Genomic DNA, 26,844 nt, shown 5'->3' with positions numbered 1-26,844 from the left:
GCCACCTCGGCGCGCGTTAGGCTGGGGACCATGACCGTCTCCGAGATCTTCGATCCGACCCGCTGGCGCGAGGTCGCAGGCTTCGACTTCACCGACATCACCTACCACCGGGCGATCGACGCCGACGGCAATGACATCGGCGCCGTGCGCATCGCCTTCGACCGCCCCGAGGTCCGCAACGCCTTCCGCCCGCACACCGTCGACGAGCTCTACCGCGCTCTCGACCACGCCCGCCAGACTTCCGACGTCGGGGCGGTGCTGCTCACCGGCAACGGACCGAGTGAGAAGGACGGCGGCTGGGCGTTCTGCTCCGGCGGCGACCAGCGCATCCGCGGCCGCTCCGGCTACCAGTACGCCTCCGGGGAGACCCGCGAGAGCGTCGACCCGGCACGGGCCGGTCGCCTCCACATCCTCGAGGTCCAGCGCCTCATCCGCACGATGCCCAAGGTCGTCATCGCCGTCGTCCCCGGCTGGGCGGCCGGCGGCGGACACAGCCTCCACGTCGTCTGCGATATGACGATCGCCTCGCGGCAGCACGCGAAGTTCAAGCAGACCGACGCCGATGTCGGCTCCTACGACGCCGGCTACGGCTCGGCGTACCTGGCGAAGATGGTCGGCCAGAAGAAGGCACGCGAGATCTTCTTCCTCGGCCGCACGTACTCCGCGCAGGAGATGGCCGATATGGGCGCCGTCAACGAAGTCGTCGACCACGCCGACCTCGAAGACGCGGCCCTGACGATGGCGCACGAGATCCTCGGCAAGTCCCCGAACGCCCAGCGCATGCTCAAGTTCGCCTTCAACCTCGTCGACGACGGGCTCATGGGACAGCAGGTCTTCGCCGGGGAGGCGACCCGACTCGGCTACATGACCGACGAGGCCGTCGAAGGCCGTGACGCGTTCCTCGAGAAGCGCGACCCCGACTGGTCGCCGTACCCCTGGTACTACTGAGCCCGTGGCAGAGATGAACCCAGCACAGCTGCCGGAGGCGATCGACCGGGCCCTTGCCGGGGAGTCGATCCTCCTCCTGCCGACCTCCCGGACCGGGTCCATCGCCGAGGCGGACCCCGCCCTCTGGCGCGGAGACGGACCCTCCCCCGCCCTCATCCTCCACACCTCGGGGTCGACGGGGGCAACGAAGGCCGTCGCCCTCTCGTCCGAGGCCCTGACCACCTCGGCGCGGGCGACGGCGCGCTTCCTCTCCGGTCCCGGCCGCTGGTACCTCACCCTGCCGGTCAACCACATCGCGGGCTTCCAGGTCGAAATGCGCGCGCGCCTGGCCGGGGAGGACCCGGTCCGCTCGACCGCCGCCTCGTTCACGGCCGACTCGTTCGCAGAGGACGTCCGGGCCCTCGTCGCCCGCGGAGGCGAGCGCCCGCGGTACACGTCCCTCGTCCCCACGCAGCTGCACCGGATCCTCGCCGACCCCGCGGCCACCTCGGCGGCGGCAGACTTCACGGCGATCCTCCTCGGCGGATCCGCGATCTCCCCCGCCCTGCTCGAAGGAGCGGAAGCGGCGGGGCTGAAGATCGTGCGGACCTACGGGATGTCGGAGACCGCGGGCGGGTGCGTCTACGACGGCCGACCCTTCGACGGCGTGGAGGTGAGCATCACCGAGGCCGGCACGATCGACCTCACCGGACCCGTCGTCGCCGACGCCTACGTTTCCATCGCCGGGGACGGTGCCCTCACCCCGATCGACTCCCCGGCCCTCGTGGGCACGGGTGCGGGGAGGACGATCCGCACCTCCGACCTCGGGCGGATCGATAACGGGGTGCTCAGCGTCCTCGGCCGCGTCGATGACGTCATCGTCTCCGGCGGGGAGAACGTCTCCCCGCACGCCCTCGAATCCGCCCTCCTGCCGGCCTGGCGGGGCCACGGCATCGCCGAGGTGCTCGTCACCTCCGTGCCCGATGCGGAGTGGGGCCAGCGGATCGTCGCCCTCGTCCGCCTCGGCGAGGCAGCCTCGGAGGCGGTGCGGGCACGATCGGGATCCCCCACCGGACTCGGTGAGGTGCTGCGGGGCCTCGTCCCCCCGGACACGGCGGGAATGCTTCCGCGGGAGGTCCTCGTCGTCGATGAGATCCCCGTCCGTTCGATCGGCAAACCCGACCGCAGACAGGCCGCCGAGGTGGCCCGGGCACGGCTGCAGATGCTCACCGAACCGTGACCGATCGATGACCGGAGGGAAATTCCCGATCAAGTGAACTCTCGGTAATATGAGACGGTTCAACCAACCCGGAGGAAGGTGTCCGACCCCTATGGCAACTGCCGCGCAGTGGATCTCCGGCGCGCGACTGCGGACGCTGCCGCTCGCACTCGCCCCCGTGCTCATCGGCACCGGAGCGGCGATCGGAGCGGTCGGGGGCTTCACGTCGTTCATCATCGGCGACTACACGAACGACGGGCACGAGCACTCGTTCTCGGGGATCGTCTTCAAGGGCTTCCTCGCCCTCCTCGTCTCCCTGTTCCTCCAGATCGGCTCGAACTACGCCAACGACTACTCCGACGGCGTCCGCGGCACCGACGATGTGCGTGTGGGACCTGTGCGGCTGACGGCGACCGGTCTCGCCGAGCCGTCAGCGGTCAAGCGCGCGGCGTTCATCTGCTTCGGCATCGCCGGTCTCGTCGGAATCGCGCTCGTCCTCATCTCGCAGGCGTGGTGGTTCCTCCTCGTCGGGGCCGCGGCTGTGGCCGCCGCGTGGTTCTACACCGGCGGGACGCGGCCCTACGGGTACCTCGGACTGGGCGAGGTGTTCGTCTTCATCTTCTTCGGTCTCGTCGCCACCCTCGGCACGATGTGGATGCAGGTGGGAGCCCTGACCCTGAGCGGGTGGACAGGGGCCGTCTCGATCGGGCTGCTCGCCTCGGCGGTGCTCATGGTCAACAATCTTCGCGACATCCCCACCGACACCGAGGCGGGGAAGATCACTCTCGCCGTCCGCCTCGGCGACCATCGCGCGCGCATCGCCTACGCGATGCTCGTCCTCACACCCTTCGCGCTCTTGGCTCTCGCCATCCTCGACGGGCACCCTGCTGTGGCGCTTGCGGTGCTTGCTCTCGTGCCCGCGCTCTCAACGCTGAAGACCGTGCTCAGCGGGACGACCGGCGAAGGGCTCATTCCGACGATCAAGTCGACTGGGCTCACGGCACTGTGCTTCGCGGCGCTCATGGCGCTCGGTCTCGCGCTCTAGTCGATCTCTGCGGCGGGAAGCCGCGGACGGCATTCGTGCTCAGCGACTGAGTGCCGAGCTCGGCGGCGGAGCTGTGGGAGTCTCAGGCTCCCGATTCGGGCTTCTTGGCTTCTGACTTCGTCTCAGTCGCTGCGGCCTCGTCGGCGGCGTTCTCATCGACGAGGCTGTCCTCGAACGACTCATCGGCGCCCTTGCGCTTCTTGGACTTCCTGCGGTTGGCGAGCCGGTGCTCGATGTCGCCGGCGACCTTCGCCCGCATCCCACCAAGCGCGAGGTAGCTGATGAGTGCGCCGATGAGGATCGCCGCGACGGCCATGACGAGAGTGAACCCGAGGAAGGGTTGGAGAAGCAGCCCGACGGCGACGATGATGCCGAGCCGGGCGAGGGTGTAGATCCAGAAGCTGCGCATTGCACCCATTCTAGTCGGGTCAGCCTGCGTGGACTCTCAGAACCGCGCGCGGCCGTCCGGGGTGCAGCCGTGCACCGGTGATCGGGCAATGCGTCCTGTCGAAACTCATCACCCCCTGACTGAGCGGGTCTTCAGGTTGGTCGACTATCCTTGATCCATGGCTCGAGTACTCATTGCCGGGATAGTCCTAGCGGCAGCGATCACACTGTACGGACTCTTCGACTGTCTGCTGCGCGATCGGAGTCTCGTCCGAGTCCTGCCCAAGCCCGTCTGGGCGCTCATCATCCTCATCATCCCGATCATCGGCTTCGTCCTCTGGTACGTGTTCGGGCGCGGTTCCGAGGCCAGGCCCGACCCCTCGCCGAGGCGCAGCGGACCCACCGCCCCCGACGACGACGAGGACTACCTCCGCCAGGTCGACCGCGAGGTCAAGCTCGGCAAGCATCGCCCCCGTGACGACGAACCGACCGACTCCGAGACCCCTCCCGGTGACACCCTCGATCCCGAGGACCGTCCCGACGACCCGGACTCCGAGGACGAGCACGGCTCAGAAGGCTCCAAGGGAGAGGGACGCGGCCACACGGGCTGAGGCCGGCGTCAGTCGCGGGTGCCGACCTGTCCTGGGTTGCCATCACCTTGAGCGCCGAGCACCCTATGGAGATGTGCGAGCAGACGTCGGAGTGACGCTGCCAGATCATCACGCTCATGCTGTGGGAGACCCGCAAGCAGCCCTTCCTCGTGGCGCAGGACGGCCTCGACCAATTCGTCACTGACCCGCCGCCCGCGGTCGGTCAGCTCGACTTCCGCGACTTTCCTTCCAGGCGCGGTCACACGGCGCACGTACCCTTGCGCCTCTGCACGATCGACCCTCTGCGTGATCGCCCCCTTGGTGATGAGCGATGCTCTCGCCAGCTCACCCGTCGACATCCGATACGGCTGTCCTCCGCGTCGCAGTGTCGAGAGCAGATCAAGCGTGGCCGGATCGGCATCGTGTCGCCTCAGCAATCGATTCCGGTCATCTCCGAGCAGTTTCGACGCATGCCAGATCCGCGTCACGATGCCGATAGAGTCGCCTGGCAGGTCGGGGCGTTCGCGTGCCCAAGCACCGGTGATCGAATCAGCAGCGTCGCCAGGGTTGTCAGAGCTCATGTCTTCAGCCTATCGTGTTTAGACCTAAACGTTTAGATCTGAACGGAGTGACTGACCATGCCACGCACAATCGTCATCACTGGGGGCGGAACCGGTATAGGCCGCGCCTGCGCAGAACGCTTCGCACGGGAGGGCGAGCACGTCATCATCACCGGTCGGCGCCGGAGCGTCCTCGAGGCAGCTGCCCGGGAAGTCGAGGGTGACGTCGTTGCGAGACCCGTCGACGGCACCGATTCCGGCCAGGTCGAACGATTCGCAGAACAGCTGGAAGCCGTTGACGTCCTCATCAACAATGCCGGGGGCAACACCGATTTCGAACGCCCGCGACCCGCCAGCCTCGCCGACATCGCGGCGGCATGGCATGCGAACCTCGACGCCAATCTTCTCAGCGCCGTGCTCATGACAAGCGCTCTTCTGCCGAGCATGCGCGAGAACGGTCGCATCCTGTCGATCGGATCCATCGCCGCCGACAAGGGCGCGGAGTCCTACGGTGCCGCCAAGGCCGGAATCGCGTCATGGAACATCGGCCTGGCGCGCGAGGTCGGCGCCCGCGCAATCACCGCCAACGTCGTCTCTCCGGGATACATCGCAGACACGGAGTTCTTCGGTGACAACCTCACCGACGAGCGCCGGGCATCGCTCATCGACGCTGCGATGACGAAGCGCGCCGGGGCTCCGGAGGACATCGCAGAGACCATATGGTTTCTCGCATCGGCCGGCGCCGGTCAGATCACCGGCCAAACGTTCGCCGTCAACGGCGGAGAGCAGCCGACGCGCTGACTTCAGCCCGATCGAGTGCCTTCTGTGTCCTTCAGGCGCAGCGCACAAGGCCGGGGCACAGAGCTGAGACCATTGGGCCATGGTGCTGGCCGTGACGGCGCTGTCCAACCCTGTATCACCTGAGTCATGACCCCAGTTGTGGTCGAAGAACCGAGGCCAAAACGCGAAAATGGCCGATCTGGCTCGGTCTTCCGACCGCAAACGGGGTGGTGGCCAGCGGCAACGGCCACCGCTCCCGCCTCGGCGCGAACCAACGCAGTTGTGGTCGATAAACCGAGGCCGAAACGCTCAAACGGCGTTTCGGCCTCGGTTTATCGACCACAAACGGTCTCGGTAGGGAGGAGAGAGCCTCACCCGAGCCCGGAGTAGGAATGGAGTCCGTTGAAGTAGACGTTGACGACGGTGAAGTTGAAGATCACCGAGGCGATGCCGATGAGGTTGAGGACGGCGACCTTCGTCGGACCCCAGCCGCGGGTCGCACGGGCGTGGAGGTAGGCGGCGTAGATGACCCAGACGACGAAGGTCCAGATCTCCTTCGTGTCCCAGCCCCAGTAGCGGCTCCAGGCGACCTCGGCCCAGATGGCGCCAGCGATGAGGGTGAAGGTCCACGTGATGAAGCCGACCGCGGCGAGCATGTAGGAGGTGCGCTCGAGGTCGGTGCTCGACGGCAGGCGGCGCATGAAGCGCAGCAGTTTGGGATCCTTGTCCTCGCTGACGGTCTTGAGGATCTGAAAGACGGCGAGGATCGCGGAGATCGAGAGCAGAGCGGTCGAGAGGATCGCGATCGGCACATGGATGGCGATCCAGTAGGAGTCGAGCGCCGGGATGAGCTGCGCGGCGGGCGTGTAGAACACCGTGATCGCCAGGCCGAGCGAGAGCAGCACCGCACCGGAGAGGAAGGTCCCGAGGTAGCGGATGTCCTTGCGGGTGAGCACGATGAGGTAGACGATGACGGTGATGGCCGTCGCCGTGAGCACGTACTCCATCATGTTGCCCCACGGCACGCGCATCACCGAGAACGTGCGGGTGAGCACCGAGGCGACGTGGAGGATGATGGCGAGGACGAGCAGCGAGGTGCCGATGCGGGCGCCGCGACGGGCACGACCCTTGAGGTCCTCGGCACCGCCGGACGCCGCCCCGGAGCCGGAGTCGTCACCGGCACCCGGCCGATCGAGCAGAGCTGTCGCGGTCCGCCTGTTGGTGCGTCTGACGGTGCTCGGCTTCGCGGCGACCGTCGCACCTTCGGAGCGCTTGAGCTCACGTCCGCCGAAGAGGTCGAAGGCGTAGAAGATCATCGCAACGGCGTAGACGACCATCGCGGAGACGATGAGCTGGTTCGACCACATCGCCAGATCAAGGTTGACGTCCATGATTCCTCCGCACCGTGAGGTGCTCAATTCCTAGCGTTGTCGGACTGCCGTGCTCGCTGCAGGGCAGCACACGGACACGATTCTACTCCCTGTAGTAGGCCCGGCTCATCTTTCCCTGTCGTCATCGTCGTCGCGGCTCTCGCTGCCGAGGTCCTTGGCGAGTTCGCGCGCGGCGCGTTCGACCATCGGATCCTCGCCGCGGGCGAGCGCCGCCACTTCGACATCGGCGCCCTTGATCCGCACCCACATCCGACGGCGCGGGATGAACAGGGAGAGTCCGAGGCCGATGAGGACGAGGGCGGAGCTGATGAACATGAGCGCCTGGGTCGGGTCCTGGGAGATGTCGACGGCGATGAAGCGCTTGACCCCGTCGAACGTCACCGAACCCCCATTGGGCAGCTGCTGCGTCTCCCCCGGAACGAGCTGGATGACGAGCGGATCGCCTGAGGCATCGGTCATCTGCGTCATCCTCGAGGCGTCGAGGGTGTACACCGACTGCGGCACCCCCGAATCGAGGCCGAGATCACCGGTGTACCCGCTCATGACGAGGTAGGGATTGCGCAGCTCTGCGAAGTTCGAGACGAGGTCGCCCTGCTCGTTCTGCGTCGCCGTCGGCAGCAGGACGCCGACGAATCCCATCTGCTCACCCGCGGCATCGGGAACCTTGATGGCCCCCTCCGAGGTGTAGCCGGGGTCGCCGTTGGCGGGGATGAAGACCTGTGGGCCGGAGCGCACGACCTTGCCCGTCGCGTCCCGCACCGTCACCTCGGGAGCGTACCCGTTGCCGGTGAGGTAGATGCCGGTGTCGGCGACGCGGATGGGTTCGTTGACCTTGAGCGTCTCCGTCTTCGACTTCCCGTCCACCGTCGAGGTCACCTGCGCTTCGAAGGTGCGGGGCTGACCGAACTGGTTGCCGAGGGCCTGGTCGTCGAAGGTCGCTTCGAAGTCGTCGAGGGTGAGGCGGAACTGGGGAAGATTGTCGGGATCGTAGTAGGTGCCCGGGTCGAAGGAATCGTAGGCGACGAGGGAGTTCGTGAACGTGTCCCCCTCGACGAGGACGCGCTGACCCTCGTACCCGAAGAGCGATCCGATCGCCATGGTCAGGGTCGTCATGAGGACCGCGATGTGGAAGACGAGGTTGCCGGTCTCGCGCAGGTAGCCGCGTTCGGCCGCGACATGGTCACCGTAGCGGGAGGTGCGGTAGCCGAGCTTCTTCAGCCGGGCCTGCGCGGCGTCGAGGAACTCCTCGTCGGTGAGTTCCCCGTCCTCGACCTCCGCCGAGGTGAACGCCACGTATCCGGGCATCCTTCCCAGCCGCCGCGGTCCCTTGGGAGGCGCGGAGCGCATCGCCTTCCAGTGCTGGCCGGCGCGTGGGACGATGCATCCGACCAGCGAGATCATCAGCAGCAGGTAGACCGCGGAGAACCAGATCGAGGAGTAGACGTCGAACATTCCGATGGCGTCGAGGAAGCCTCCCCACGCCCCGTTCTCGTCGAGAAAGGTGTTCACCCGCCCCGGATCCTGGATCCGCTGCGGCAGCAGTGAGCCGGGGATCGACGCGAGCGCGAGGACGAGGAGGAGGATGAGCGCCACGCGCATCGTCGTCAGCTGCCGCCACGCCCACCGGCACATGCCGATGAAGCCGAGCTGCGGTTGGGTCACAGCGGTGCGATCCGGGCCCTTCCCCGACGCGGGCGCCGTCGGGCCTGCGTCGCGGCCGCCCGCGGTCGTCGTGTTGTCAGCAGTCTTGTCTGCCACTAGATCACCACTTCAAATCCGTAGATGAGTCCCTGCAGGGAATTCATCCACTGGTTCCACAGTCCGATGGCCATGACGAAGCCGAGCGCGATGAGCAGGGCGCCGCCGATGCGCACGATCGTCGTCTGGTGCTCGCGCACCCAGGAGAGGCGGCCGGCACCCTTGTGGATGGCGATCGCCAGGAAGATGAAGGGGATGCCGAGGCCGAGGCAGTAGACGAACGCGAGGAAGGCGCCGCGCCACAGCGTTCCGTCGGAGCCGAAACTCAGCGACATCGTCAGCACGGCTGAGAGCGTGGGCCCCACACAGGGTGCCCACCCGATCGCGAACGTCGCTCCGAGCACCGGCGCACCCCAGAGTCCCGCCTTCGGCTTCTTCTGGATCCGCCGTTCCCTCTGAAGGAACCCGAAGGCTCCCATGAAGACGAGCCCGGCGATCATCACTCCGACGCCGAGGATCCGGATGACGATGTCCTGCCATTGGGAGAACAGGGCGCCGAGGGCGGAGAAGCCGGTGCCGAGGATGACGAAGACGATGGTGAACCCGAGCACGAAGAGCGTGATCCCGAGGACCACGCGCCACGTCTCCTTGTCCTTGAGGGAGGATCCGCTCAGTCCCGTGACATAGCCGACGTAGCCGGGCACGAGCGGGAGCACACACGGAGAGACGAAGGAGACGAGTCCGGCAAGCGCTGCGGCACCGGCCGCGAGCAGCAGAGGACCGGTGAGCACCGCCTGGGCGAAGTCCGCCCCGATCCCATTCACTCCGCCAGCACGTCCTCGATGAGTCCCCTGAGAGTCGACTCGTCGACGGCGCCGACGACGCGGGCCGCGGCACGGCCCTGCGCGTCGAGGATGACAGTCGACGGCGTCGCCTGCGGAGGCAGGACACCGGAGAGGAGGGCGACCATGTCACCGTTCGAGTCGATCATGTTCGGGTACGGGATCTGGTAGTTCGCGATGAACGCGCTCGCCTCGGGCTCCTGGTCCCGGACGTTGACGCCGATGAACTGTGCCCGGTCGGCGAACTCCTCGGAGACGGCTTTGAGGTCGGGGGCCTCCACTCGGCAGGGCGGGCACGCGGCGTACCAGAGGTTGATGACGGCGGGCTTCGGGCGGATGTCGGCCAGCGACATCTGCGTGCCGTCGATCGTCGTGAAGCTCAGGTCGAGCGGTTCGCCGCGGTCTTTGACCGGCACCTGGGAGACGACGCCGGATCCGGAGACGTACCCCTGATCGGATCCCGCCTGGGCGGCGAGGTCGTCGTTCTCGCTGCACGCGCTGAGGACGAGCGCTGTGCCTGCGACGATGCCGGAGAGGACCGCTCGTCGGCCGAGGGGCCGGTTGCCGCCGATCATGCTCCTGCCACCGCGTGGCCGGGCTGGAGATCCGCGCAGATGTTCTCGTAGCTCACGGACACCAGTGTGGACGAGTCGAATGTGAAACTCGTGACAGAGGCCAGAGCGCATTCACGTTTGCGCGGGTCGTGGACGAGGGAGCGTCCTTCGCCGGCGAGCCTGGCCATCCAGATCGGAAGCTGATGGGAGACGACGACGGCCTCGGCCTCCTCGCCGTGAGGTGCGAGGCGGGCTCGGAGGCTGGCCATGGCCGCCTGCATCCGCAGCACGATCTGCCGGTAGGGCTCGCCCCACGAGGGGATGAGCGGGTTGTAGAGGCGCACGAGGTTCTTCGGTTCGCTGAGCTTGCGCGCCGAGAGCTTCTGCCCCTCGAACGAGTTCGCCGCCTCGATGACGCGGTCGTCGGTGGTCACCGGCAGACCGAGGCGCTCGGACAGCGGGGCCATCGTCTGCTGCGCGCGCAGCAGCGGGGAGGCGACGAGCGCGACGGGCTGCGTGTCGGCCTCCGCGAAGTGCTCACTGACCCGGCGCGCCATCTCGTGACCGCGCTCGGTCAGCCCGAAGCCGGGGATCCTGCCGTAGAGGATGCCCTCGGGGTTGTCGACTTCGCCGTGGCGGACGAGGTGGATCGTGCTCATCACGCCTCCTGGCCGGCGGGCTTATCGGGCACCGCGGCGGCGGCCTTCGCGGCGGCCGGCAGGGCCGCGATGATCCGCTCGAGGATCTCGTCGGTGTGGGCGTAGGAGAGGAACCACGCTTCGAAGGCACTCGGCGGCATGTGGATGCCCGAGGCGAGCATCGAGTTGAAGAACACGGAATAGCGCTCGACGTTCTGCGCCCGGGCGTCGTCGTAGTCGACGACCTCGCGGTCGGTGAAGAAGACGGAGAACATCGAGTTCGCCGACTGGATCGTGTGGGCCACCCCCTCGGCGTCGAGTGCCTCGGCGACCGCGGGACGGAGGATGTCGGCAGCCCGGCCGATGTGCGAGTAGACGTCGAGGTCGGTGGTCAGCCGCAGCGTCGCGAGTCCCGCTGCCGTGGCGACCGGATTGCCCGAGAGCGTGCCCGCCTGGTAGACGGGACCGGCCGGAGCGAGGTGGGCCATGACGTCGGCGCGACCGCCGAAGGCCGCAGCCGGGAAGCCTCCGCCCATGACCTTGCCGAACGTGAAGAGGTCGGCCGGACCCTCGGGGTAGCCCAGCGTCTCGGATTCGTAGCCGTACCATCCGGCGGCGGAGACGCGGAACCCGGTCATCACCTCGTCGCTGATCATCAGCGCACCGTGCGCCTTCGTGAGTTCGCGGATCGTGTTCGTGAAGCCGTCCCGGGGCGGGACGACGCCCATGTTGCCGGGACTCGCCTCGGTGATGACGCAGGCGATGGAGTCCCCGTGTTCGGCGAAGACGGCGCGCAGGCCCTCGGCGTCGTTGTAGTCCACGACGATGGTGTCCTCGGCCTGGGCCCCGGTCACCCCCGGCGTGTCGGGGAGGGAGAAGGTCGCGAGCCCGGATCCGGCCTGCGCGAGCAGCGAGTCGACGTGACCGTGGTAGCAGCCAGCGAACTTGACGACCTTGGGTCGGCCCGTGAAGCCGCGGGCGAGGCGGATCGCGCTCATCGTCGCCTCGGTGCCCGAGGACACCAGGCGCACCTCCTCGACGGGGTCGACTCGGGAGACGATCTCCTCGGCGAGTTCGACCTCACCGACGGACGGGGTGCCGAAGGAGAAGCCCTTGACGGCGGCCTCCTGGACTGCGGCGAGGACCTCGGGGCGCGAATGGCCCATGATCATCGGCCCCCACGAGCCGATGAGGTCGATGTAGTCGTTCCCGTCGGCGTCGCGCAGCCAGGCCCCCGTCGCCGAGGTGATGAAGCGCGGGGTGCCCCCGACCGCCCGGAACGCCCGCACCGGCGAGTTCACCCCGCCGGGGATGACGCGTTCGGCGCGGGTGAAGAGCGCTGCCGATTCCGTGGTCGGCTGGGTCGCGGTGGTCCGGGTCTCGGTCATGAGTTCTCCTTCGCCCTGAGGTGCCGGGTGACCTTCGTGAAGATGGTTCCGAGTGTCGCCATCTCCTCGGGTTCGAGCAGATCGACGAGGTTGTCGCGCACGCTCTCGACGTGCGTCGGGGCGGCCGAGACGAGGAGGTCCCATCCTGCGTCGGTCATCGCACAGCTCACGCCGCGACCGTCCTCGGGGATCGGGCACCTCGCCAGGAGCCCCTTCTTCTCCATTCTCGCAACACTGTGGGTCAGACGCGAACGCGACATCGTCGTGTCCGCGGCGAGCTGCGCCATGCGCAGCGACCGGTTCTCGCTCTCGCTCAGGCGCACGAGGATCTCGTACTCGGGCAGACCGATGCCGAAGTGCTCCCGCAGGTCGGCTTCGACCTGGGTGTGGAGCAGCTGGCTGCCCGTGAGGTACTTGCGCCACGACTTCTGTTCAGCAGTCGAGAGCCAGCGCGGTTCGCTCATCGTCGGCCTCCCGTCAGCTGCCGGGCGACCTCGGTGGCCCAGTAGGTGAGGATCGCGTCGGCGCCGGCGCGCTTGAAGCCGATGAGCGATTCCTCGATCGCCCTCTCCCGGTCGATCGCACCGGCCGCGGCCGCGAACTCGATCATCGCGTACTCCCCGGACACCTGGTACGTCCACACGGGCACCGGGGACTCGGCGGCCACCTCTGCGAGGACGTCGAGGTAGGGCTGGCCGGGCTTGACCATGACGATGTCCGCGCCCTCGGCGAGGTCGAGGTCGAGTTCGTGCATGGCCTCGCGGCCGTTCGCGGGATCCTGCTGGTAGGTCTTGCGGTCGCCCTTGAGCTCGGAGTCGACGGCTTCACGGAAGGGCCCGTAGAACGCCGAGGCGTACTTCGCGGTGTAGCCGAGGACGACGACATCGGTGAAGCCGTGGTCGTCGAGGGCCTCCCGGCACACGGCGACCTGGCCGTCCATCATCCCCGAGAGACCGACGACGTGGGCACCGGCGCGGGCCTGGGCGACCGCCATCGACGCGTAGCGCACAAGGGTCGCGTCGTTGTCGACGCGGCCGGTCTCGTCGAGCACGCCGCAGTGGCCGTGGGAGGTGAACTCGTCGAGGCAGAGGTCGGCCATGATGACCGTCTCCTCGCCGAACTCATCACGCAGCAGTCGCAGCGCCCGGTTGAGGATGCCTTCGGGATCATCGGCCTGTGACCCGGTCTCGTCGCGGACCTCGGGGATGCCGAAGAGCATGAGCCCGCCGACTCCGGCCGCAACCGCTTCGCGTGCGGCGTCGAGGAGCGAGTCGAGGGTGTGCTGGACGACCCCCGGCATGCCCGAGAGCGGCGCGGGCTGGCTGAGGGACTCCTTGACGAACATGGGCAGGACGAGGTCGGCCGGATGGAGCCGCACCTCGCTCACGAGGCGGCGCATCGCCGGTGTCGAGCGCAGGCGGCGCGGACGGATGATCGGTGCCATGTCAGGCCTTCTTTCTCCGGCGTTTCTGGCTGGGGCGCATCGGGGTCTGCCCCGCGGCGAGGTCCTCATCGCGCATCCTCGTCGCAAAGGCGACGAGACCGTCGATGAGGGAGGTGAGGTTGGCCTCCTCGGCGAGGACGTCGACGCGCAGGCCGTGCTCCTCCGCGGTGTTCGCGGTGGCCGGTCCGATGCAGCAGATCACCGAGGTGGCCGCGGGCTTGCCGGCGATGCCGACGAGGTTGCGCACCGTCGACGACGACGTGAAGAGGAATGCGTCGAAGTCGCCGGCCTTGATCGCCTCCCGGATCGGCGCCGGCGGCGGGGAGGCGCGGACCGTGCGGTAGGCGGTGACGTCGTCGACGTCCCAGCCCTTCTCGAGCAGGCCGGCCACGAGCACCTCGGTGGCGATGTCGGCACGGGGCAGGAGGACGGTGTTCATCGGGTCGATGTCGTCGACGTAGTCCGGCCAGGAGGCGGCGAGTCCGCGGGCGGAGTGCTCGCCGTCGGGGACGAGGTCAGGGGTGATCCCCCAGTCGAGCAGCGCCGCGGCGGTGCGTCCGCCGACGGCGGCGACCTTGACACCGGCCAGGGAGCGGGCGTCGAGGCCGAAGTCCTCGAACCACATGCGCACGGCGCGCACGGCATTGACCGAGGTGAAGCCCACCCATTCGTAGGATCCGTCGACGAGGCCGCGGATCGCCTTCTCCATCTGCGTGGGGGTGCGCGGCGGCTGGACCGCGATGGTCGGCACGACGGTGCCGACGGCGCCGAGCTCGGCGAGCGCCTCGGCGGTCGAGGTCCCCTGCTCCTTCGTCCGCGGGATGAGGACCTGCCAGCCGAACAGGGGCTTGGTCTCGAACCAGCTGAGCTCTCCGCGGTCCTCGACGCCCTGGCCCATGATGACGACCATCCGGTCCCCGGCGGACCGGCACAGGGCTGCGGCCTGGCCGAGGGTCGTCTCCACCGTCGTCTGCTCCGTCGTCGAGATCCCCCAGCCGACGAGGACCTTCGTCGTCTCGTCCCAGCCGTCAGCGAGCAGGGCGCGGAAGGCCTCTTCATGCTCGGCGGCGGTGCCGGTGAGCACGTGCGTGGTGTTGCGGTGCTTGGACACGTCGACGTGGGTCTGCGGGCCGGACTCGATGTAGCGCACCGAGCGGACGCGGTTCGTCGTCAGCGGAGTGCCCGTGTAGGCGGCGGTCGCCGCGGACAGGCCGACTCCGGGGACGATCTCGACGTCGATGCCGGCCTTGCGGCACACGGCCGCCTCGGTGGTCGTCGTCGTGAAGAGGAGTCCGTCGTCCGAGCTCAGGCGCACGACGGTCTTGTCGGGGCGGGCGAGGTCGGCGAGGCGGCGCCCGCGGGTCGAGGCGGCCTGGCCGAGTTCGGCGGCGTCGATGACCTCGGCCGCCTGCGGGACGTAGGCGGTGACGATCTCTGCGTGGACCTGGGCGTCGTAGACGACGAGGGAGGCGTCAGCGAGGATGTCGGCACCCCGTGCGGTCATCAGTCCCGCCTCCCCGGGCCCGGAGCCGATGAAGACGACGCGTGGGGCCACCGGCAGCAGCCGACGGGGCTGGACCTGTCCCGTCGGCGCTTTCTCCGGCATCTCCGCGCTGCTCATGCGCGCCCCTGGGACGACGATTGGGCGGCGGCCTTGACGGGGGTGAGGTGGTCCGACGACTGCGCAGGGTCGATGTCGAGTCGGCGCAGGAGGTCCTCGGCGGCGGCGGTGCCGAGTTCGTCGGCAACACGGGCGATCTCCTTGCCCGCGACCTTGAGCGCTTCGTCGTCGCGGGAGGAGAGGTCGCCGTCGACGACGGGCAGCGGCGCGGACATCCGGGTGCGGGCGATGGTGCCGTCGTCGTCGGCCATCATCGCGGTGACGACGACCTCATCGCCCTCGATCGTCGCAAGGGCTCCGATCGGGGCCGAGCATCCGGCTTCGGCGCGGGAGAGGATGGCCCGTTCGCAGGTCACGGCGAGGTCGGTGGCCTCGTCGTGGAGGCGGCGCAGGGCCGTGCGGATGGCGACGTCGCCGGCCATGAGCTCCTCGTCCTGGGTGAACGGGCTGTCGGCGCCGCGGGTCTCGATCGCCAGCGCCCCCTGTCCGGGAGCGGGAAGCATCGTGTCGAAGTCGAGGAGGTCGGTCGCCTCGGCGAGGCGCCCGATGCGACGGACACCGGCTGCGGCGAGGACGACGGCATCGAGGCGGCCGTCGCGGACATGGGCGATGCGGGTGTCGACGTTGCCGCGGACCCCGCGGACCTCGATGTCGGGGCGGGCGGCGCGCAGCTGGACGGCGCGCCTCGGCGAACCGGTGCCGACGACGCTGCCGGCGGGCAGCTCGCTCAGGCCGAGGCCGTCGCGGCCGATGAGGACGTCGGCGGGATCGACGCGGGGCGGGATCGCTGCGAGCTGGATCCCCGGCTCCGGCGTCGTCGGCAGGTCCTTGAGCGAATGGACGGCGACGTCGATCTGGCCCTGGTGGAGGGCCTGGCGCACGGCGGAGACGAACACGCCCGTGCCGCCGAATCCGGCGAGCGGGGACATGTTGACGTCGCCTTCGGTGACGACCTCGACGATCTCGACCCGCCAGCCGGTCAGGGCCGCGATCTGGTGGGCGATCGCCGTCGACTGCGAGCGGGCGAGCTGGGAGCGGCGGGTGCCGAGTCGGATCGTCCGGCCCGTCGGATGCTCGGGTTCGACGACGTCGAGGGTGTGGTCGGCGACGGGACGAAGTCCGTCGGCTTCGATGTGCTCGGGGCTCGAGGCCTTCGCGACCTTCGTCTCCGGGGTCGCCTTCGCGTGGGCGACCTTGATCGTCGGCAGGTCGAAGAGCTGGATGAGGGCCTGGGCGTAGTCGACGTCGGAGTCGGAGATTGCGAGCTCCTTGACCTTGACGGTCGGGGTGTGGATGAGCTTCTCGGCCACACGGTGCAGCGACTTGCGGATCTCGGCGAAGACCTTCTCGTCGACGGATTCGCCGATCTTCTTCTCCAGGCGCTCGGTCTCGGCGGCGATGACGTCCTTGGCATGCGTGCGCAGGGCGGTGACGGTGGGGGCGACGGCGCGCTCCTTCGCCCCGGACTCGAGCTTGTCGGCCTCCTCGGCGATGATCGCGCGCACGGCTTCGACGGTCTCGACGACGGCGGCGTCGCGTTCGTTCGCGGAGCTCGTGAGGAGGTTACGGATCTCACCGAGGCCGAAGAGGGCGACGTGTTCGAACTCGCGCACGCTCGGGTCGATGTCATGCGGCAGGGCGAAGTCGATGAAGGCCTTGTTCGCCGCGGACTTCGAACTCTGGGACAGGCCGGCGACGATGTCGTCGCGGGTGACGACGACGCCGCGGGCGCCGGTGCAGGAGATGATGAGGTCGGCGTCGGCGATCTCCTCGGCGAGTGTCCGCGGGGTGAGCTCACGGGCACGGCCGCCCACCTCGGCGATGAGGCGTTCGGCCTTCTCGATCGTGCGGTTGAGCACGGTGAGGTGATTGACGCCCTCCTTGTGGAGGCCTGCGACGACGAGGCCCGACATCGCACCGGCCCCGATGACCAGCGCGTTCGCCGCGCGCAGCGAACCGATGTGGGCCTGGGAGGCCTCCAGGGCGGCACCGAAGAGGGAGCGGGCCACCTCGTCGAGGCCGGTCTCGGAATGGGCTCGCTTGCCCACCCGCAGGCTCTGCTGGAGGGCATGGGAGAGGTCGGAGGTCAGGGCTCCGGCCGCCATCGAATCGGTGAACGTCGAGCGCAGCTGACCGAGGATCTGGGCCTCGCCGATCGCCATCGAGTCGAGTCCGCAGGCGACCTTGAGGAGGTGCTGGAGGGCCTGGGAGTCGTAGTGGGCGTAGAAGTGCCCGGCGATGTCCTGCCATTCCTTGTCGATTGAGGACACGAGTGCGTTGCCGAGGTCGGCGAGCCCGCCGTGGAAGGCGGAGACGTCGGCGATGAGTTCGAGGCGGTTGCACGTCGAGAGGACGGCGAGACCGTCGACGCTCGCACCGCCGAGGGCGTCGGTCCGCAGACGGTCGACGTCATCGGTGCCGAAGGCCAGGGCGTCGAGCATGTCGATCGGCGCCGACTGGTGGGAGATGCCGAGAACCAAGAGAGTCAATTGCTGTGCTCCTCAACTGGAGTGCCGGCGTTGTCATCGAGCGCCGAGTAATACGCGAGTACTTGCAGCTCACTGGCCAGATCCACCTGTCGGACCCGCACGGAGTCCGGGGTCTCGAGCACTGTGGGTGCGAAGTTGAGAATGCCGCGCACGCCGGCGTCGGCGGCGATGCGCGCCGCCGCCGGTGCCGCGGAGGCGGGAACCGCCATGACCACGAGGTCGATGTCATCGGGCCAGGTGGCGAGTTCGCTGAGGTCGGAGACGGTGAGCGCTCCGATGGTGGTGCCGACCTTCGCCTCGTCGACGTCGAAGATCGCTGTCAGCCGCAGGCCCCGGCCGCGGAAGCCGGCATAGTCGGCGAGCGCGGAGCCGAGCCGTCCGGCGCCGATGATCGCCACGCTCTGAGCGCGGTCGAGGCCGAGGAAGGACCGCAGCGTCGCCGCCAGCTCCGCACACGCGTAGCCGACGCCGCGGCGTCCGGGGCGGCCGAGCTGGGAGAGGTCCTTGCGCAGGATCGACGGGGAGACGCCGCTGCGGCTGGCCAGCGCCTCCGAGGACACGGTGGTCTGGCCGGTGGCCGCGATCGTCTCGACCGTCTGGAGGTAGATCGGGAGTCGGGAGATGACGCGCTCGGGGACGTCCTTGCGAACGACACCCTCGATGCTGCCCGCGGAGAGAATCTCGCCCACTGGACCGTGTCACTCCTTCACTCTGCTCATGCGTTCCGGGCTGCGGCCGCTGGGCGCCTCATGCGCCCAGCGCCTCGAGCGCCCGGGACAGCCTGTCCCGGTCGACCCGGTGGAAGCTGTGCTGTCGTCCTTCGAGGAGCACCACGGGGACGTCCCAGCCGTACCGGCCGGTCAGCTCCTCGTCGCTGTCGATGTCGATCTCGGTCACGGTGACGTCCCTGCCGGACACCACCTCGGCGACGGTGGCCTTCGCGGTCTCGCACAGGTGGCAACCGGCGCGGGTGAGGAAGGTCAGCTCGACCACGACACACTCCTGTTGTGAAGGTGACAACAAACCCCGCCGAAATGGGATTCGAGCGGGGGCGTAGGACCGTACCCGGTCTTACTTCTTGTTGCGACGCTGGTGACGTGTCTTGCGAAGCAGCTTGCGGTGCTTCTTCTTCGACATACGCTTGCGGCGCTTCTTGATGACTGAGCCCACGCGGGTACCCCTTGTGCTTGTCGGTGGAGGTGAACTTCAGGTGCCCACCCTTTGAACTAACCGTGCAATTCTATCGCCCCGGCCCGTTCTTTCCCAAAACTGTGTCGAGATCCACAGCGGGTGCGGAGGCCGTTCGGGTCAGTCGAAGTACGGGTCGAGGCCGAAGAAGGGGAAGAGGTTCTTCCGGGTGCCCATGACCGCGCGGTCGAGCTCGGTTTCCGGGTCGAATCCGTGCGACCACGGGGTGAAGGAGCCGTCGAAGCCGTCGGTCATCGTCAGCGGCGCTTCGCGGCCGGTCTTCGTCTGCGCGTAGTGCGCCCAGCGCCCGGGGATCCGTGTCCCCGGGTCGATGTCGGCGTCGGCGGCGATGGCGATGAGGTTCGTCCAGGCGCGCGGCACGACATCGATGATCGCGTACCCTCCTCCCCCGGTCGAGAGCCACCGGCCCTCGGCATGGTCCTCGGCGAGCCGGCGGACGCGTTCGGTGGCGACGCGCATCGCGTCGATGCTCAGACGCATGTGGGTGAGCGGGTCCATCCGGTGTCCGTCGCACCCGTGCTGGGAGACGATGACCTGCGGGGAGAAGGCCTCGACGAGGGCGGGCACGGTGGCATCGAAGGCGCGCAGCCAGTCCTCGTCGCCGGTGCGCGGGGGCAGGGCGATGTTCGCCGCCGAGGCGGCCGCCCGGAGTCCGCCGATGTCTGCCGGGTACCCGGTGCCGGGGAAGAGGTATTTGCCGGACTCGTGGATGGAGATCGTCAGCACCCTCGGGTCATCCCATAAGAGGGCTTCGACGCCGTCACCGTGGTGGGCGTCGAGGTCGATGTAGACGATGCGCTCGAAACCGGCGTCGAGGAACTCGGTGATCGCCCCGGCGACATCGTTGTAGACGCAGAATCCGCTCGCCCGATCCGCCATCGCATGGTGCATGCCGCCGGAGAAGTTCACCGCGCGGCGGTAGTCGCCGCTGGTGATCGCCCGGGCCGCATCGACCGACCCCTGGAAGAGCATCGCCGAGGCGGAGTGCATGTTCTCGAACACGGGCACGTCGTCGGTGCCGAGCCCGAACCGCTCCGCCTCCCCATGGTCGAGTCCGGCGGGACTGCCCGCCTCCTTGACGGCGGTGATGTAGTCGTCGTCGTGGACGCGGGCCAGCGCCGCCTCGTCGAGGTCGGAGATGGAGCGGACGTCGACGCCGTCGCGGTCGAAGAGCTCGAAGTCGATCGCAAGCTTCGCGGTGAGGTCGAGTCTCAGGGGGTGCATCGGATGGCTGGGACCGAAGTCGTACCCGGTCACCGCCTCGTCCCAGACGACGTAGACATCGCTATCTGCCATGGGGCAATGCTATATGGCGCGGCTCACCTACGGGGATTCGCCCCTCGTCCGTCCTACCATGGAGTCTGTGTCCACCAATTCCCCCTGGAGCCTCGACCGCTTCCTGCGCCCGGGGCGCTGGGTCCGCGACTTCGTCGACGACCTCGCCGTCGCCTCCCCCGCGCGGCTGGCGATCGTCTCGTTCGTCGCCGTCGTCGCTGTCTTCGCCGTCATCCTCATGCTGCCGGCGAGCATGCGCGACCCCGCATCGGTCCCTCTCTCCGAGCACATCGCCAACGCCGTCTTCGTCGCCGTCTCCGCGGTCTGCGTCACCGGCCTGACCCCGGTGGTCACCGAGGACTACTGGTCGGACTTCGGCATCTCCGTCATCACCGCCGGCATCCAGGTCGGCGGTCTCGGCATCCTCACCCTCGCCTCGCTGCTCGGGATGGCGGTCTCGAGGCGGCTGGGAGTCCGGCAGCGCCTCATCGCCCAGCAGGCCACCTCGGCGCTCAACCTCGGTCAGGTCGGCACCCTGCTCAAGACGGTCTTCGTCACGATCCTCACCGCCGAGGCAATCCTGGCGATCCTCCTCTTCCCGCGCTTCCTCATGCGCGGCGACAGCGTCGGCGATTCGATCTGGTACTCGGTGTTCTACGCGATCTCCGCGTTCAACAACGCCGGCTTCACGATCCACCCGGGTGGGGCCGAGTACTTCTCCGAGGATCCGTGGATCCTCTCGCTCATCATGATCGGCGTCTTCGTCGGCTCCCTCGGGTTCCCCGTCGTCCTCATGATCGCGATGAACTGGAACCGGCCGAAGAACTGGGACCTGCACACCCGCCTGACCCTGACGACGACGACGATCGTGCTCGCGCTCGGGTTCGTCTTCCTCCTCCTCTTCGAATCCGGCAACCCGAAGACCCTCGGGGACAAGAACGCCGGCCACACGCTCATGGAGGTCCTCTTCATGGCCGTGATGCCGCGCTCGGGCGGGTTCTCGACGATGGATGTCGCCGATATGAGCCAGTCGACGCACCTGCTCATGGACGTGATGATGTTCATCGGCGGCGGGTCGTCATCGACGGCGGGCGGCATCAAGGTGACCACAGTGGCCGTGCTCGTCCTCGCCGCCTACGCCGAGGCGCGGGGCCTCACCGATGTCAACGTGTTCGGTCGCAGGCTCACCGCCTCGACGATCAAACTCTCGATCTCCATCCTGCTCACCGGCGCGACGATCGTCTTCGTCGGCACCCTCGTCATGCTCCAGATCAGCGACGAATCCCTCGACCGGGTGCTCTTCGAGGTGATCTCGGCGTTCGGCACCGTCGGGCTGAGCGCCGGCGTGTCCGCCTCGGTCTCGGAACCGGGGCTCTACACGCTGTCCGTCCTCATGCTCATCGGGCGTCTCGGTACGATTACACTGGCGGCAGCCCTGTCCATGCAGGACTCTGCCCGTCTCTACCGCTACCCCGAAGAAAGGCCGGTCGTTGGCTAACGAGAACTCCTCCATCCTCGTCATCGGGCTCGGACGCTTCGGCTCGGCGACTGCGGTCACGCTCACGCGACTGGGACGCGAGGTCATGGCCATCGAGCACAACGCCGAGCTCGTCAAGGACTGGAGCGGCAAACTCACCCACGTCGTCGAGGCCGATTCGACGAACATCGACGCCCTGCGCCAGGTCGGTGCCGCGGACTTCCAGACCGCGGTCGTCGGCATCGGCACCTCGATCGAGGCGAGCGTGCTCACGACGGCGAACCTCGTCGACCTCGGGGTCTCGCAGGTGTGGGCGAAGGCGATCTCCCCCGCGCACGGCAAGATCCTCCACCGCATCGGCGCCCACCATGTCCTCTACCCGGAGTCCGATGCCGGCATCCGCGTCGCCCACCTCGTGAGCTCCCGGATGATGGAGTACATCGAGTTCGACGAAGGCCACTTCGCGGTCGTGAAGATGCGCCCGCCGCGGGAGATCCAGGGGTTCACCCTCGGCGAGGCGAAGGTCCGCGACAAGTACGGTGTGACGATCGTCGGCATCAAGAGCCCGGGCCGCGACTTCACGTACGCCGAACCGACCACCCGCGTCGGCAAGCAGGACCTCCTCATCGTCGCGGGCAACGTCGAACTCCTCAGCCGCTTCGCCGGTCGCCCGTAGGGGGCGTCGCGCTCTCCTGGGGCAACCGCTCGGTGTGAATCCGTATGGCATGGATCGATCCATGCCATACGGATTCACACCGAGCGATTGCGAGTCACGCGCCCTCGCAGCCACGGAGCTTGCCCGTAGAGCTTCGTCGCGAATGCTTCGAGGTCCATCACCTCGGCGAAGGTGAACCTCACGATGCGGTAGCCCAAGGCGACCAGGCGGTTGAATTGAGTCGCCTCCTTCTGCAGCCGCGCTCCCCCGTTCTCCACGTATTTGGCGGCCCCGTCGACGAAGAGCACAGTCTTCGCCACCCGGTCCATGAAGTCGACGCGCGCGACGAGTCGGCCTTTCTCGTGGACCTGCACCTGCTGTTCGAACCCGCAGAGCCCGAGGAGGCTGAGGTTGTAGGAGCACCGGCTCTCCGCGTAACTCTCCGAGCGAGCGCCGATCCGACCGATGAGCCGCGCGGCACGCGCCCGCCCCTTGGGCAGACGCGCGAGCACGGGGGCGAAGTGCTCCTCCACCGCCTTCCGCTCCAATTGCCCCACGTCGGGCGGATATCCGAATCGCCCTGCACTGGCCTCCTCGGCCCCGAAGACTGAGCGCCTCACGACCGATTCCATCGCGGCGAACGCCCCCGGCTCCCCGATCTGCGGAATCAGGTCCAGGCTTGTCAGCGCAGGTGAGGTGAGTCGCATCTTGCCGACCATGACGGTGTCGGCTGCAGGCACCTCTCGCGTCGTCCGGCTGACGATGCCGGTCCTCAGTCTGTGCGATGGCGAGGCGATGTGGATGCGCTGGGTTCCCACACGATACAACGGCAGGTCGTGGATGCGAGCCGCAGAGACGCCGCAGATGACGTCATCCACCCGGTAGTGGGGGTAGGACGCGATCTTGAGTTTCTCGAGCAGGTCGGCGTATTCGTAGTCGTGCTTCTGTGTGCTCTGAGCGTGCTCCCTGACTCGCCGCAGCCAGTCCTCATCGGTGATCAGCTCGGCGATCCGCGCATGCTGGGGATTCTCGCACCGGCGGATGACGCTGTACATCCCGCGGGTGAGTCTGAGCAGACAGCAGTCCACCGCGGACTTGACGACTCGGCTGTGCACTCCATGTGCTCGAAGCTCCTGTGAGCGGATGACGTTGTACATCTGCACACGGTCACCGCGGGACTTCGACAACGTCAATGGGGACGCAGTCGGCCTGTGGAGTGTTCGTCGGCGTCCTCAGGCGATCTGAGCACCGGTCGCAGACATTCCCACAGCCGATCGCACAGAAGTGGCGCCGGTCGCTGCGGACGGCGGGCAGCGGGAGAACAGGGCACCCGAGCGCGGACGATGCCCGTCGCGCCGGTCCCAGACCCAACCGACTGCGCGACTGGTCGGCCGAGCGCGAGCCCCAGACGCCGGCGGCTGGTCGCAGTGTCATCCACAGTTCGGCGAGCGCAAGTCGCAGAGATGACAACCGCTCGGTTCCGATCCCTATGGTATGGATCAGAGTCCTCCCTGGGGATCAGAACCGAGCGGTTGCCGCTGCAGCGGGTCAGCGGGGCGTCGGCAGCGGGGCGTCGGAGGCAGCGCCGCAACGGCCGCCCGCCGCAGCGCCGCGCCGACCGGCGCGCCTCACCTCGTCTAGTGCTCGACGGCCGCCTCGGCGCCGAAGCCGGTGTGGGCACGGACGTCCATCTCGGCTGCCAGCTCGGGACTCTCGACCGTCCTGTCGGTGATCGACCCGAGCCACCCGAGGATGAACCCGAGCGGGATGGAGATGATGCCGGGGTTCGACAGCGGGAAGATCGCGAAGTCGGCGCCGGGGATCATCGCGGTCTCGGAACCGGAGACGACCGGGGAGAATGCGATGAGCAGGATCGCCGAGCCCAGTCCGCCGTAGATCGACCACACCGCACCGCGCGTGGTGAAGCGGCGCCAGAACAGCGAGTAGATGATCGTCGGCAGGTTCGCACTCGCCGCGACCGCGAAGGCGAGCGCGACGAGGAACGCGATGTTCTGTCCCTGCACCCCGATCCCGCCGAGGATGGCGACCGCGCCGATGACGACGACGGTGCGGCGGGCGATCTTCACCTCAGCGTCGGGGTCCTCGACCTTGCCCTTCTTGATCACGCTCGCGTAGATGTCGTGGGCGAAGGATGCGGCTGCGGTGATCGCGAGCCCCGCGACGACGGCGAGGATCGTGGCGAACGCGACCGCGGAGATGAAGCCCATGAGCAGCGGACCCCCGAGCTGGAGGGCGAGCAGCGGAGCCGCGGAGTTCACCCCGCCGGGAGCGTTCTTGATCGCATCGGCGCCGACGAGCGCGGCCGCACCGTAGCCGAGGACGAGGGTGAAGAGATAGAACGCGCCGATGAGCCAGATCGCCCAGACCACCGACCGCCGCGCCTCCCGGGCCGTGGGCACCGTGTAGAAGCGCATGAGCACGTGCGGCAGACCCGCGGTGCCGAGGACGAGCGCGAGGGCGAGTGAGATGAAGTCGAGCGGGTTCGACCCGTACTGGAGTCCGGGATTGAGCACGCCCTCCCCCACTCCCTCGGCGGCATTGGCGACTGCGTTGGAGAGCAGGGTCGAGAGGTTGAAGCCGTTGAGCGCGAGCACCCAGATCGTCATCGCCCCGGCTCCGGCGATGAGGAGGACCGCCTTGACGATCTGCACCCAGGTCGTGCCCTTCATGCCGCCGACGAGGACGTAGAGGATCATCAGGGCGCCGACGACGGCGATGACGAGCGACTGTCCGAGTTTGCCGTCGATGCCCATGAGCAGCGAGACGAGACCGCCGGCTCCGGCCATCTGCGCGAGCAGGTAGAAGAAGCACACGGCCAGCGTCGAGATCGCCGCGGCCATGCGCACCGGGCGCTGCCGGAGGCGGAAGGAGAGCACATCGGCCATCGTGAACTTGCCCGTGTTGCGCATGAGCTCGGCGACGAGCAGGAGCGCGACGAGCCAGGCGACGAGGAAGCCGATGGAGTAGAGGAACCCGTCGTAGCCGTTGACGGCGATCGCCCCGCAGATGCCGAGGAACGACGCCGCCGAGAGGTAGTCGCCGGAGATCGCGAACCCGTTCTGCGGCCCGCTGAACGACCGTCCGCCCGCGTAGTAGTCCGACGCGGTCTTGTTGTTCCGGCTCGCCCGCAGGACGATGAAGAGGGTGACCGCGACGAAGGCCGCGAAGATCGTGATGTTGAGGATCGGGTTGTTCTCGACCTCTGTGGTCGCCTGAGCGAAGATCTCGGTCATCGGGTGACTCCTTCCGATTCCTGTTCGAGGCGCTCACGGATCGCGGTGGCCGGTGGGTCGAGCTTCTTGTTGGCGAACGAGACGTAGAACATCGTGATCGCGAACGTCGTGACGAACTGCAGCAGGCCGAGCACGAGGCCGACGTTGATCTCCCCGACGACCTTCGTCGACATGAAGTCGTGCGCGTACGTGCTGAGGATGACGTAGAGGAAGTACCACGCAAGGAACGCGATCGACAGTGGGATCACCACTGAGAAGCGCTTGCGCTTGAGTGCCTTGAATTCGGGGTTCTCCTCCTCGGCGAGGAAGTCCACCCCTCTCGGCGACGGATCGGACATGGTTTCTCCATTCGAATGTGGTTCGAGCGTCAGTGGTCTGAATCACACATCGTCAACCTATCGTCCGCTCGGTCATGGGGAATACCACCGAAAGTTGGTAGCGTATTCACATGAACGTCATGGCCAAGGAAGCTCGGGCGCTGAAATCCGAATCCCGCCGTCTCTTCGCCGAGGCGGTCGACTCCCTGCACGCGAACGGCACCGGAGACGTCGTCTTCGGCGGCATGGTCGAGGAGGGATCGGTCTCGGTCGAGGCCGTCGCCGGAGCGAGCCGGGACGGCCTGGCCTCCCTCATCGTCAGCACGGGCCGCGGGCTCGGCGGGCGCGCCCTGACCGAGGGCACCCCGCAGCTCACCCGCGACTACGAGATCGACCCATTCATCACGCACCACTACGACGAGGAGGTCCTCGGCGAGGGCATCCAGGTGCTCATCGCCGTCCCCACCCTCCTCGGCGGCGAGGTGACCGGAATGATCTACTGCGGACATCGCAAGGCCTACGCCGAGGCGGCTCCGCAGACCGGTGACCTCGTCCGACGGGTCCGTCAGCTCTCCGTCGACCTCGGCCGACTCGGGCTGCGTCGACCGCAGCCGGTCACCCCTCCCGTCGAGCCGCTCGCCGACCTCGACGCCTCGAGCCGCGAAGCGCTGCGCCGGACCTTCGCCGAGCTGCGGGCGATCCGCTCCGACGTCGCCGACGAGGCCACCCGCGAGCGGCTGACCTCCATCGAGACCCGACTCGCCGACATCCTCTCCGGCCACAACCCGGAGTCGGCTCCGGAGCCGACCTCCTCGGTGAGCCTCTCACCGCGGGAGACCGACATCCTCTCGCATGTGGCGCTGGGATGGTCGAATGCCCGCATCGCCGAGGCGCTGGGACTGCGGGAGTCGACCGTGAAGTCCTACCTCAACACCGCCATGGTCAAGCTCACCGCCCGGACCCGGCACGAAGCCGTCTCGGTCGCCCGAGCCGCGGGCATCCTGCCGTAACGCGGCGCCCGGCACGGCACTCGGGCCGCCGGACACAGCAGTGTTGCCGCTGGGCCGGCTCGGAACGCAGCAAC

Annotated in this window: 27 protein-coding genes; 8 read left to right on the top strand and 19 right to left on the bottom strand. The window is 68.0% G+C overall.

Annotated elements, in window-relative coordinates; all coding sequences use genetic code 11:
• Nucleotides 1-21 precede the first annotated feature (21 nt).
• The 3 genes from ACFQ91_RS08190 to ACFQ91_RS08180 all read left to right on the top strand — a co-directional run bounded on the left by ACFQ91_RS08190 (nt 22) and on the right by ACFQ91_RS08180 (nt 3,191).
• Entirely contained in the window at nt 22-948 is a 927-nt protein-coding gene (locus tag ACFQ91_RS08190) for a 1,4-dihydroxy-2-naphthoyl-CoA synthase (protein ID WP_373270479.1), read from the top strand.
• Nucleotides 949-961: 13 nt separating this feature from the next.
• Nucleotides 962-2,167, top strand: coding sequence for an AMP-binding protein (locus ACFQ91_RS08185; protein ID WP_227007290.1), 1,206 nt, complete (start codon nt 962-964; stop codon nt 2,165-2,167).
• A gap of 91 nt (nt 2,168-2,258) precedes the next feature.
• The gene (locus ACFQ91_RS08180) at nt 2,259-3,191 is read left to right on the top strand and encodes a 1,4-dihydroxy-2-naphthoate polyprenyltransferase (protein ID WP_119296364.1); all 933 of its coding nucleotides are present in this window, start codon (nt 2,259-2,261) and stop codon (nt 3,189-3,191) included.
• A gap of 82 nt (nt 3,192-3,273) precedes the next feature.
• On the opposite strand, the gene ACFQ91_RS08175 is transcribed toward ACFQ91_RS08180, so the two are convergent.
• Complete coding sequence (locus tag ACFQ91_RS08175) at nt 3,274-3,600, bottom strand: DUF4229 domain-containing protein (RefSeq protein WP_009380541.1); 327 nt, start codon at nt 3,598-3,600, stop codon at nt 3,274-3,276.
• 157 nt (nt 3,601-3,757) lie between these two features.
• On the opposite strand from ACFQ91_RS08175, the gene ACFQ91_RS08170 reads away from it, so the two are divergent.
• Nucleotides 3,758-4,189 (top strand): PLDc N-terminal domain-containing protein, encoded by a 432-nt coding sequence (locus tag ACFQ91_RS08170; RefSeq protein WP_009380543.1) that lies wholly within the window; start codon nt 3,758-3,760, stop codon nt 4,187-4,189.
• 8 nt (nt 4,190-4,197) lie between these two features.
• Here ACFQ91_RS08170 and ACFQ91_RS08165 read toward each other — a convergent pair whose 3' ends face one another.
• Nucleotides 4,198-4,749, bottom strand: a complete 552-nt coding sequence (locus ACFQ91_RS08165; RefSeq protein WP_040342412.1) for a MarR family winged helix-turn-helix transcriptional regulator — start codon at nt 4,747-4,749, stop codon at nt 4,198-4,200.
• 57 nt (nt 4,750-4,806) lie between these two features.
• Here ACFQ91_RS08165 and ACFQ91_RS08160 point away from each other — a divergent pair, with 57 nt between their 5' ends.
• Entirely contained in the window at nt 4,807-5,529 is a 723-nt protein-coding gene (locus ACFQ91_RS08160; RefSeq protein WP_009380546.1) for an SDR family NAD(P)-dependent oxidoreductase, read from the top strand.
• A gap of 350 nt (nt 5,530-5,879) precedes the next feature.
• Here ACFQ91_RS08160 and ccsB read toward each other — a convergent pair whose 3' ends face one another.
• The 14 genes from ccsB to ACFQ91_RS08090 all read right to left on the bottom strand — a co-directional run bounded on the left by ccsB (nt 5,880) and on the right by ACFQ91_RS08090 (nt 20,078).
• Nucleotides 5,880-6,899 (bottom strand): c-type cytochrome biogenesis protein CcsB, encoded by a 1,020-nt coding sequence (ccsB, locus tag ACFQ91_RS08155; RefSeq protein ID WP_063249233.1) that lies wholly within the window; start codon nt 6,897-6,899, stop codon nt 5,880-5,882.
• Between the two features lie 105 nt (nt 6,900-7,004).
• A complete protein-coding gene (locus ACFQ91_RS08150) occupies nt 7,005-8,657 on the bottom strand; it encodes a cytochrome c biogenesis protein ResB (protein WP_009380549.1) in 1,653 nt (550 codons plus the stop codon).
• Nucleotides 8,657-9,412, bottom strand: a complete 756-nt coding sequence (locus tag ACFQ91_RS08145; protein WP_040342424.1) for a cytochrome c biogenesis CcdA family protein — start codon at nt 9,410-9,412, stop codon at nt 8,657-8,659. The genes ACFQ91_RS08150 and ACFQ91_RS08145 overlap by 1 nt, the downstream gene beginning before the upstream one ends.
• A gap of 5 nt (nt 9,413-9,417) precedes the next feature.
• Nucleotides 9,418-10,014, bottom strand: a complete 597-nt coding sequence (locus ACFQ91_RS08140) for a TlpA disulfide reductase family protein (protein ID WP_063249234.1) — start codon at nt 10,012-10,014, stop codon at nt 9,418-9,420.
• Complete coding sequence (locus ACFQ91_RS08135) at nt 10,011-10,652, bottom strand: histidine phosphatase family protein (RefSeq protein ID WP_063249235.1); 642 nt, start codon at nt 10,650-10,652, stop codon at nt 10,011-10,013. Before ACFQ91_RS08135 ends, ACFQ91_RS08140 begins: the two co-directional genes overlap by 4 nt.
• The gene (gene hemL / locus ACFQ91_RS08130; protein WP_063249236.1) at nt 10,652-12,019 is read right to left on the bottom strand and encodes a glutamate-1-semialdehyde 2,1-aminomutase; all 1,368 of its coding nucleotides are present in this window, start codon (nt 12,017-12,019) and stop codon (nt 10,652-10,654) included. Before hemL ends, ACFQ91_RS08135 begins: the two co-directional genes overlap by 1 nt.
• Nucleotides 12,016-12,483, bottom strand: coding sequence for a MarR family winged helix-turn-helix transcriptional regulator (locus ACFQ91_RS08125; protein ID WP_009380562.1), 468 nt, complete (start codon nt 12,481-12,483; stop codon nt 12,016-12,018). Before ACFQ91_RS08125 ends, hemL begins: the two co-directional genes overlap by 4 nt.
• The gene (gene hemB, locus ACFQ91_RS08120; protein ID WP_095376758.1) at nt 12,480-13,463 is read right to left on the bottom strand and encodes a porphobilinogen synthase; all 984 of its coding nucleotides are present in this window, start codon (nt 13,461-13,463) and stop codon (nt 12,480-12,482) included. Before hemB ends, ACFQ91_RS08125 begins: the two co-directional genes overlap by 4 nt.
• Nucleotide 13,464: 1 nt before the next feature.
• Nucleotides 13,465-15,084: a uroporphyrinogen-III synthase gene (locus tag ACFQ91_RS08115; RefSeq protein ID WP_227007278.1), complete on the bottom strand. Its 1,620-nt coding sequence runs from the start codon at nt 15,082-15,084 to the stop codon at nt 13,465-13,467.
• Nucleotides 15,081-17,573 (bottom strand): glutamyl-tRNA reductase, encoded by a 2,493-nt coding sequence (hemA, locus tag ACFQ91_RS08110; protein ID WP_376871878.1) that lies wholly within the window; start codon nt 17,571-17,573, stop codon nt 15,081-15,083. The genes ACFQ91_RS08115 and hemA overlap by 4 nt, the downstream gene beginning before the upstream one ends.
• The gene (locus tag ACFQ91_RS08105) at nt 17,570-18,262 is read right to left on the bottom strand and encodes a redox-sensing transcriptional repressor Rex (protein ID WP_063249240.1); all 693 of its coding nucleotides are present in this window, start codon (nt 18,260-18,262) and stop codon (nt 17,570-17,572) included. The genes hemA and ACFQ91_RS08105 overlap by 4 nt, the downstream gene beginning before the upstream one ends.
• A gap of 58 nt (nt 18,263-18,320) precedes the next feature.
• Nucleotides 18,321-18,566, bottom strand: coding sequence for a glutaredoxin family protein (locus ACFQ91_RS08100; protein WP_063249241.1), 246 nt, complete (start codon nt 18,564-18,566; stop codon nt 18,321-18,323).
• Nucleotides 18,567-18,644: 78 nt separating this feature from the next.
• Nucleotides 18,645-18,743: a 30S ribosomal protein bS22 gene (locus tag ACFQ91_RS08095; protein WP_005504750.1), complete on the bottom strand. Its 99-nt coding sequence runs from the start codon at nt 18,741-18,743 to the stop codon at nt 18,645-18,647.
• Between the two features lie 138 nt (nt 18,744-18,881).
• Nucleotides 18,882-20,078 carry an acetoin utilization protein AcuC gene (locus tag ACFQ91_RS08090; RefSeq protein ID WP_376871874.1) on the bottom strand — a complete coding sequence of 399 codons (1,197 nt, stop codon included), beginning with the start codon at nt 20,076-20,078 and terminating at the stop codon, nt 18,882-18,884.
• A gap of 58 nt (nt 20,079-20,136) precedes the next feature.
• Between ACFQ91_RS08090 and ACFQ91_RS08085 the strand changes: the two genes are divergently transcribed.
• Together ACFQ91_RS08085 and ACFQ91_RS08080 are read left to right on the top strand one after the other, a co-directional pair.
• The gene (locus tag ACFQ91_RS08085) at nt 20,137-21,555 is read left to right on the top strand and encodes a TrkH family potassium uptake protein (protein ID WP_051995634.1); all 1,419 of its coding nucleotides are present in this window, start codon (nt 20,137-20,139) and stop codon (nt 21,553-21,555) included.
• The gene (locus tag ACFQ91_RS08080) at nt 21,548-22,210 is read left to right on the top strand and encodes a TrkA family potassium uptake protein (RefSeq protein WP_009380573.1); all 663 of its coding nucleotides are present in this window, start codon (nt 21,548-21,550) and stop codon (nt 22,208-22,210) included. The genes ACFQ91_RS08085 and ACFQ91_RS08080 overlap by 8 nt, the downstream gene beginning before the upstream one ends.
• A 74-nt stretch (nt 22,211-22,284) precedes the next feature.
• On the opposite strand, the gene ACFQ91_RS08075 is transcribed toward ACFQ91_RS08080, so the two are convergent.
• The 3 genes from ACFQ91_RS08075 to ACFQ91_RS08065 form a co-directional block, all read right to left on the bottom strand.
• On the bottom strand, nt 22,285-23,376 hold the full coding sequence (locus tag ACFQ91_RS08075; RefSeq protein ID WP_131248332.1) for a hypothetical protein: 1,092 nt from the start codon (nt 23,374-23,376) through the stop codon (nt 22,285-22,287).
• A 450-nt stretch (nt 23,377-23,826) separates the two neighbouring features.
• A complete protein-coding gene (locus tag ACFQ91_RS08070; protein WP_095376695.1) occupies nt 23,827-25,443 on the bottom strand; it encodes a cation acetate symporter in 1,617 nt (538 codons plus the stop codon).
• Nucleotides 25,440-25,781 (bottom strand): DUF485 domain-containing protein, encoded by a 342-nt coding sequence (locus tag ACFQ91_RS08065; protein ID WP_009380586.1) that lies wholly within the window; start codon nt 25,779-25,781, stop codon nt 25,440-25,442. Before ACFQ91_RS08065 ends, ACFQ91_RS08070 begins: the two co-directional genes overlap by 4 nt.
• 110 nt (nt 25,782-25,891) lie before the next feature.
• On the opposite strand from ACFQ91_RS08065, the gene ACFQ91_RS08060 reads away from it, so the two are divergent.
• Nucleotides 25,892-26,770 (top strand): LuxR C-terminal-related transcriptional regulator, encoded by an 879-nt coding sequence (locus ACFQ91_RS08060; protein WP_259863986.1) that lies wholly within the window; start codon nt 25,892-25,894, stop codon nt 26,768-26,770.
• The last annotated feature ends 74 nt before the right edge of the window (nt 26,771-26,844 follow it).

It is taken from the genome of Brevibacterium sp. NPDC056726, from assembly GCF_042790515.1.
In the GTDB taxonomy this organism is placed as follows: domain Bacteria; phylum Actinomycetota; class Actinomycetes; order Actinomycetales; family Brevibacteriaceae; genus Brevibacterium; species Brevibacterium sanguinis.
Note: the sequence above shows the minus strand (reverse complement) of the source record. Positions and strands in the feature narration are given on the sequence as shown.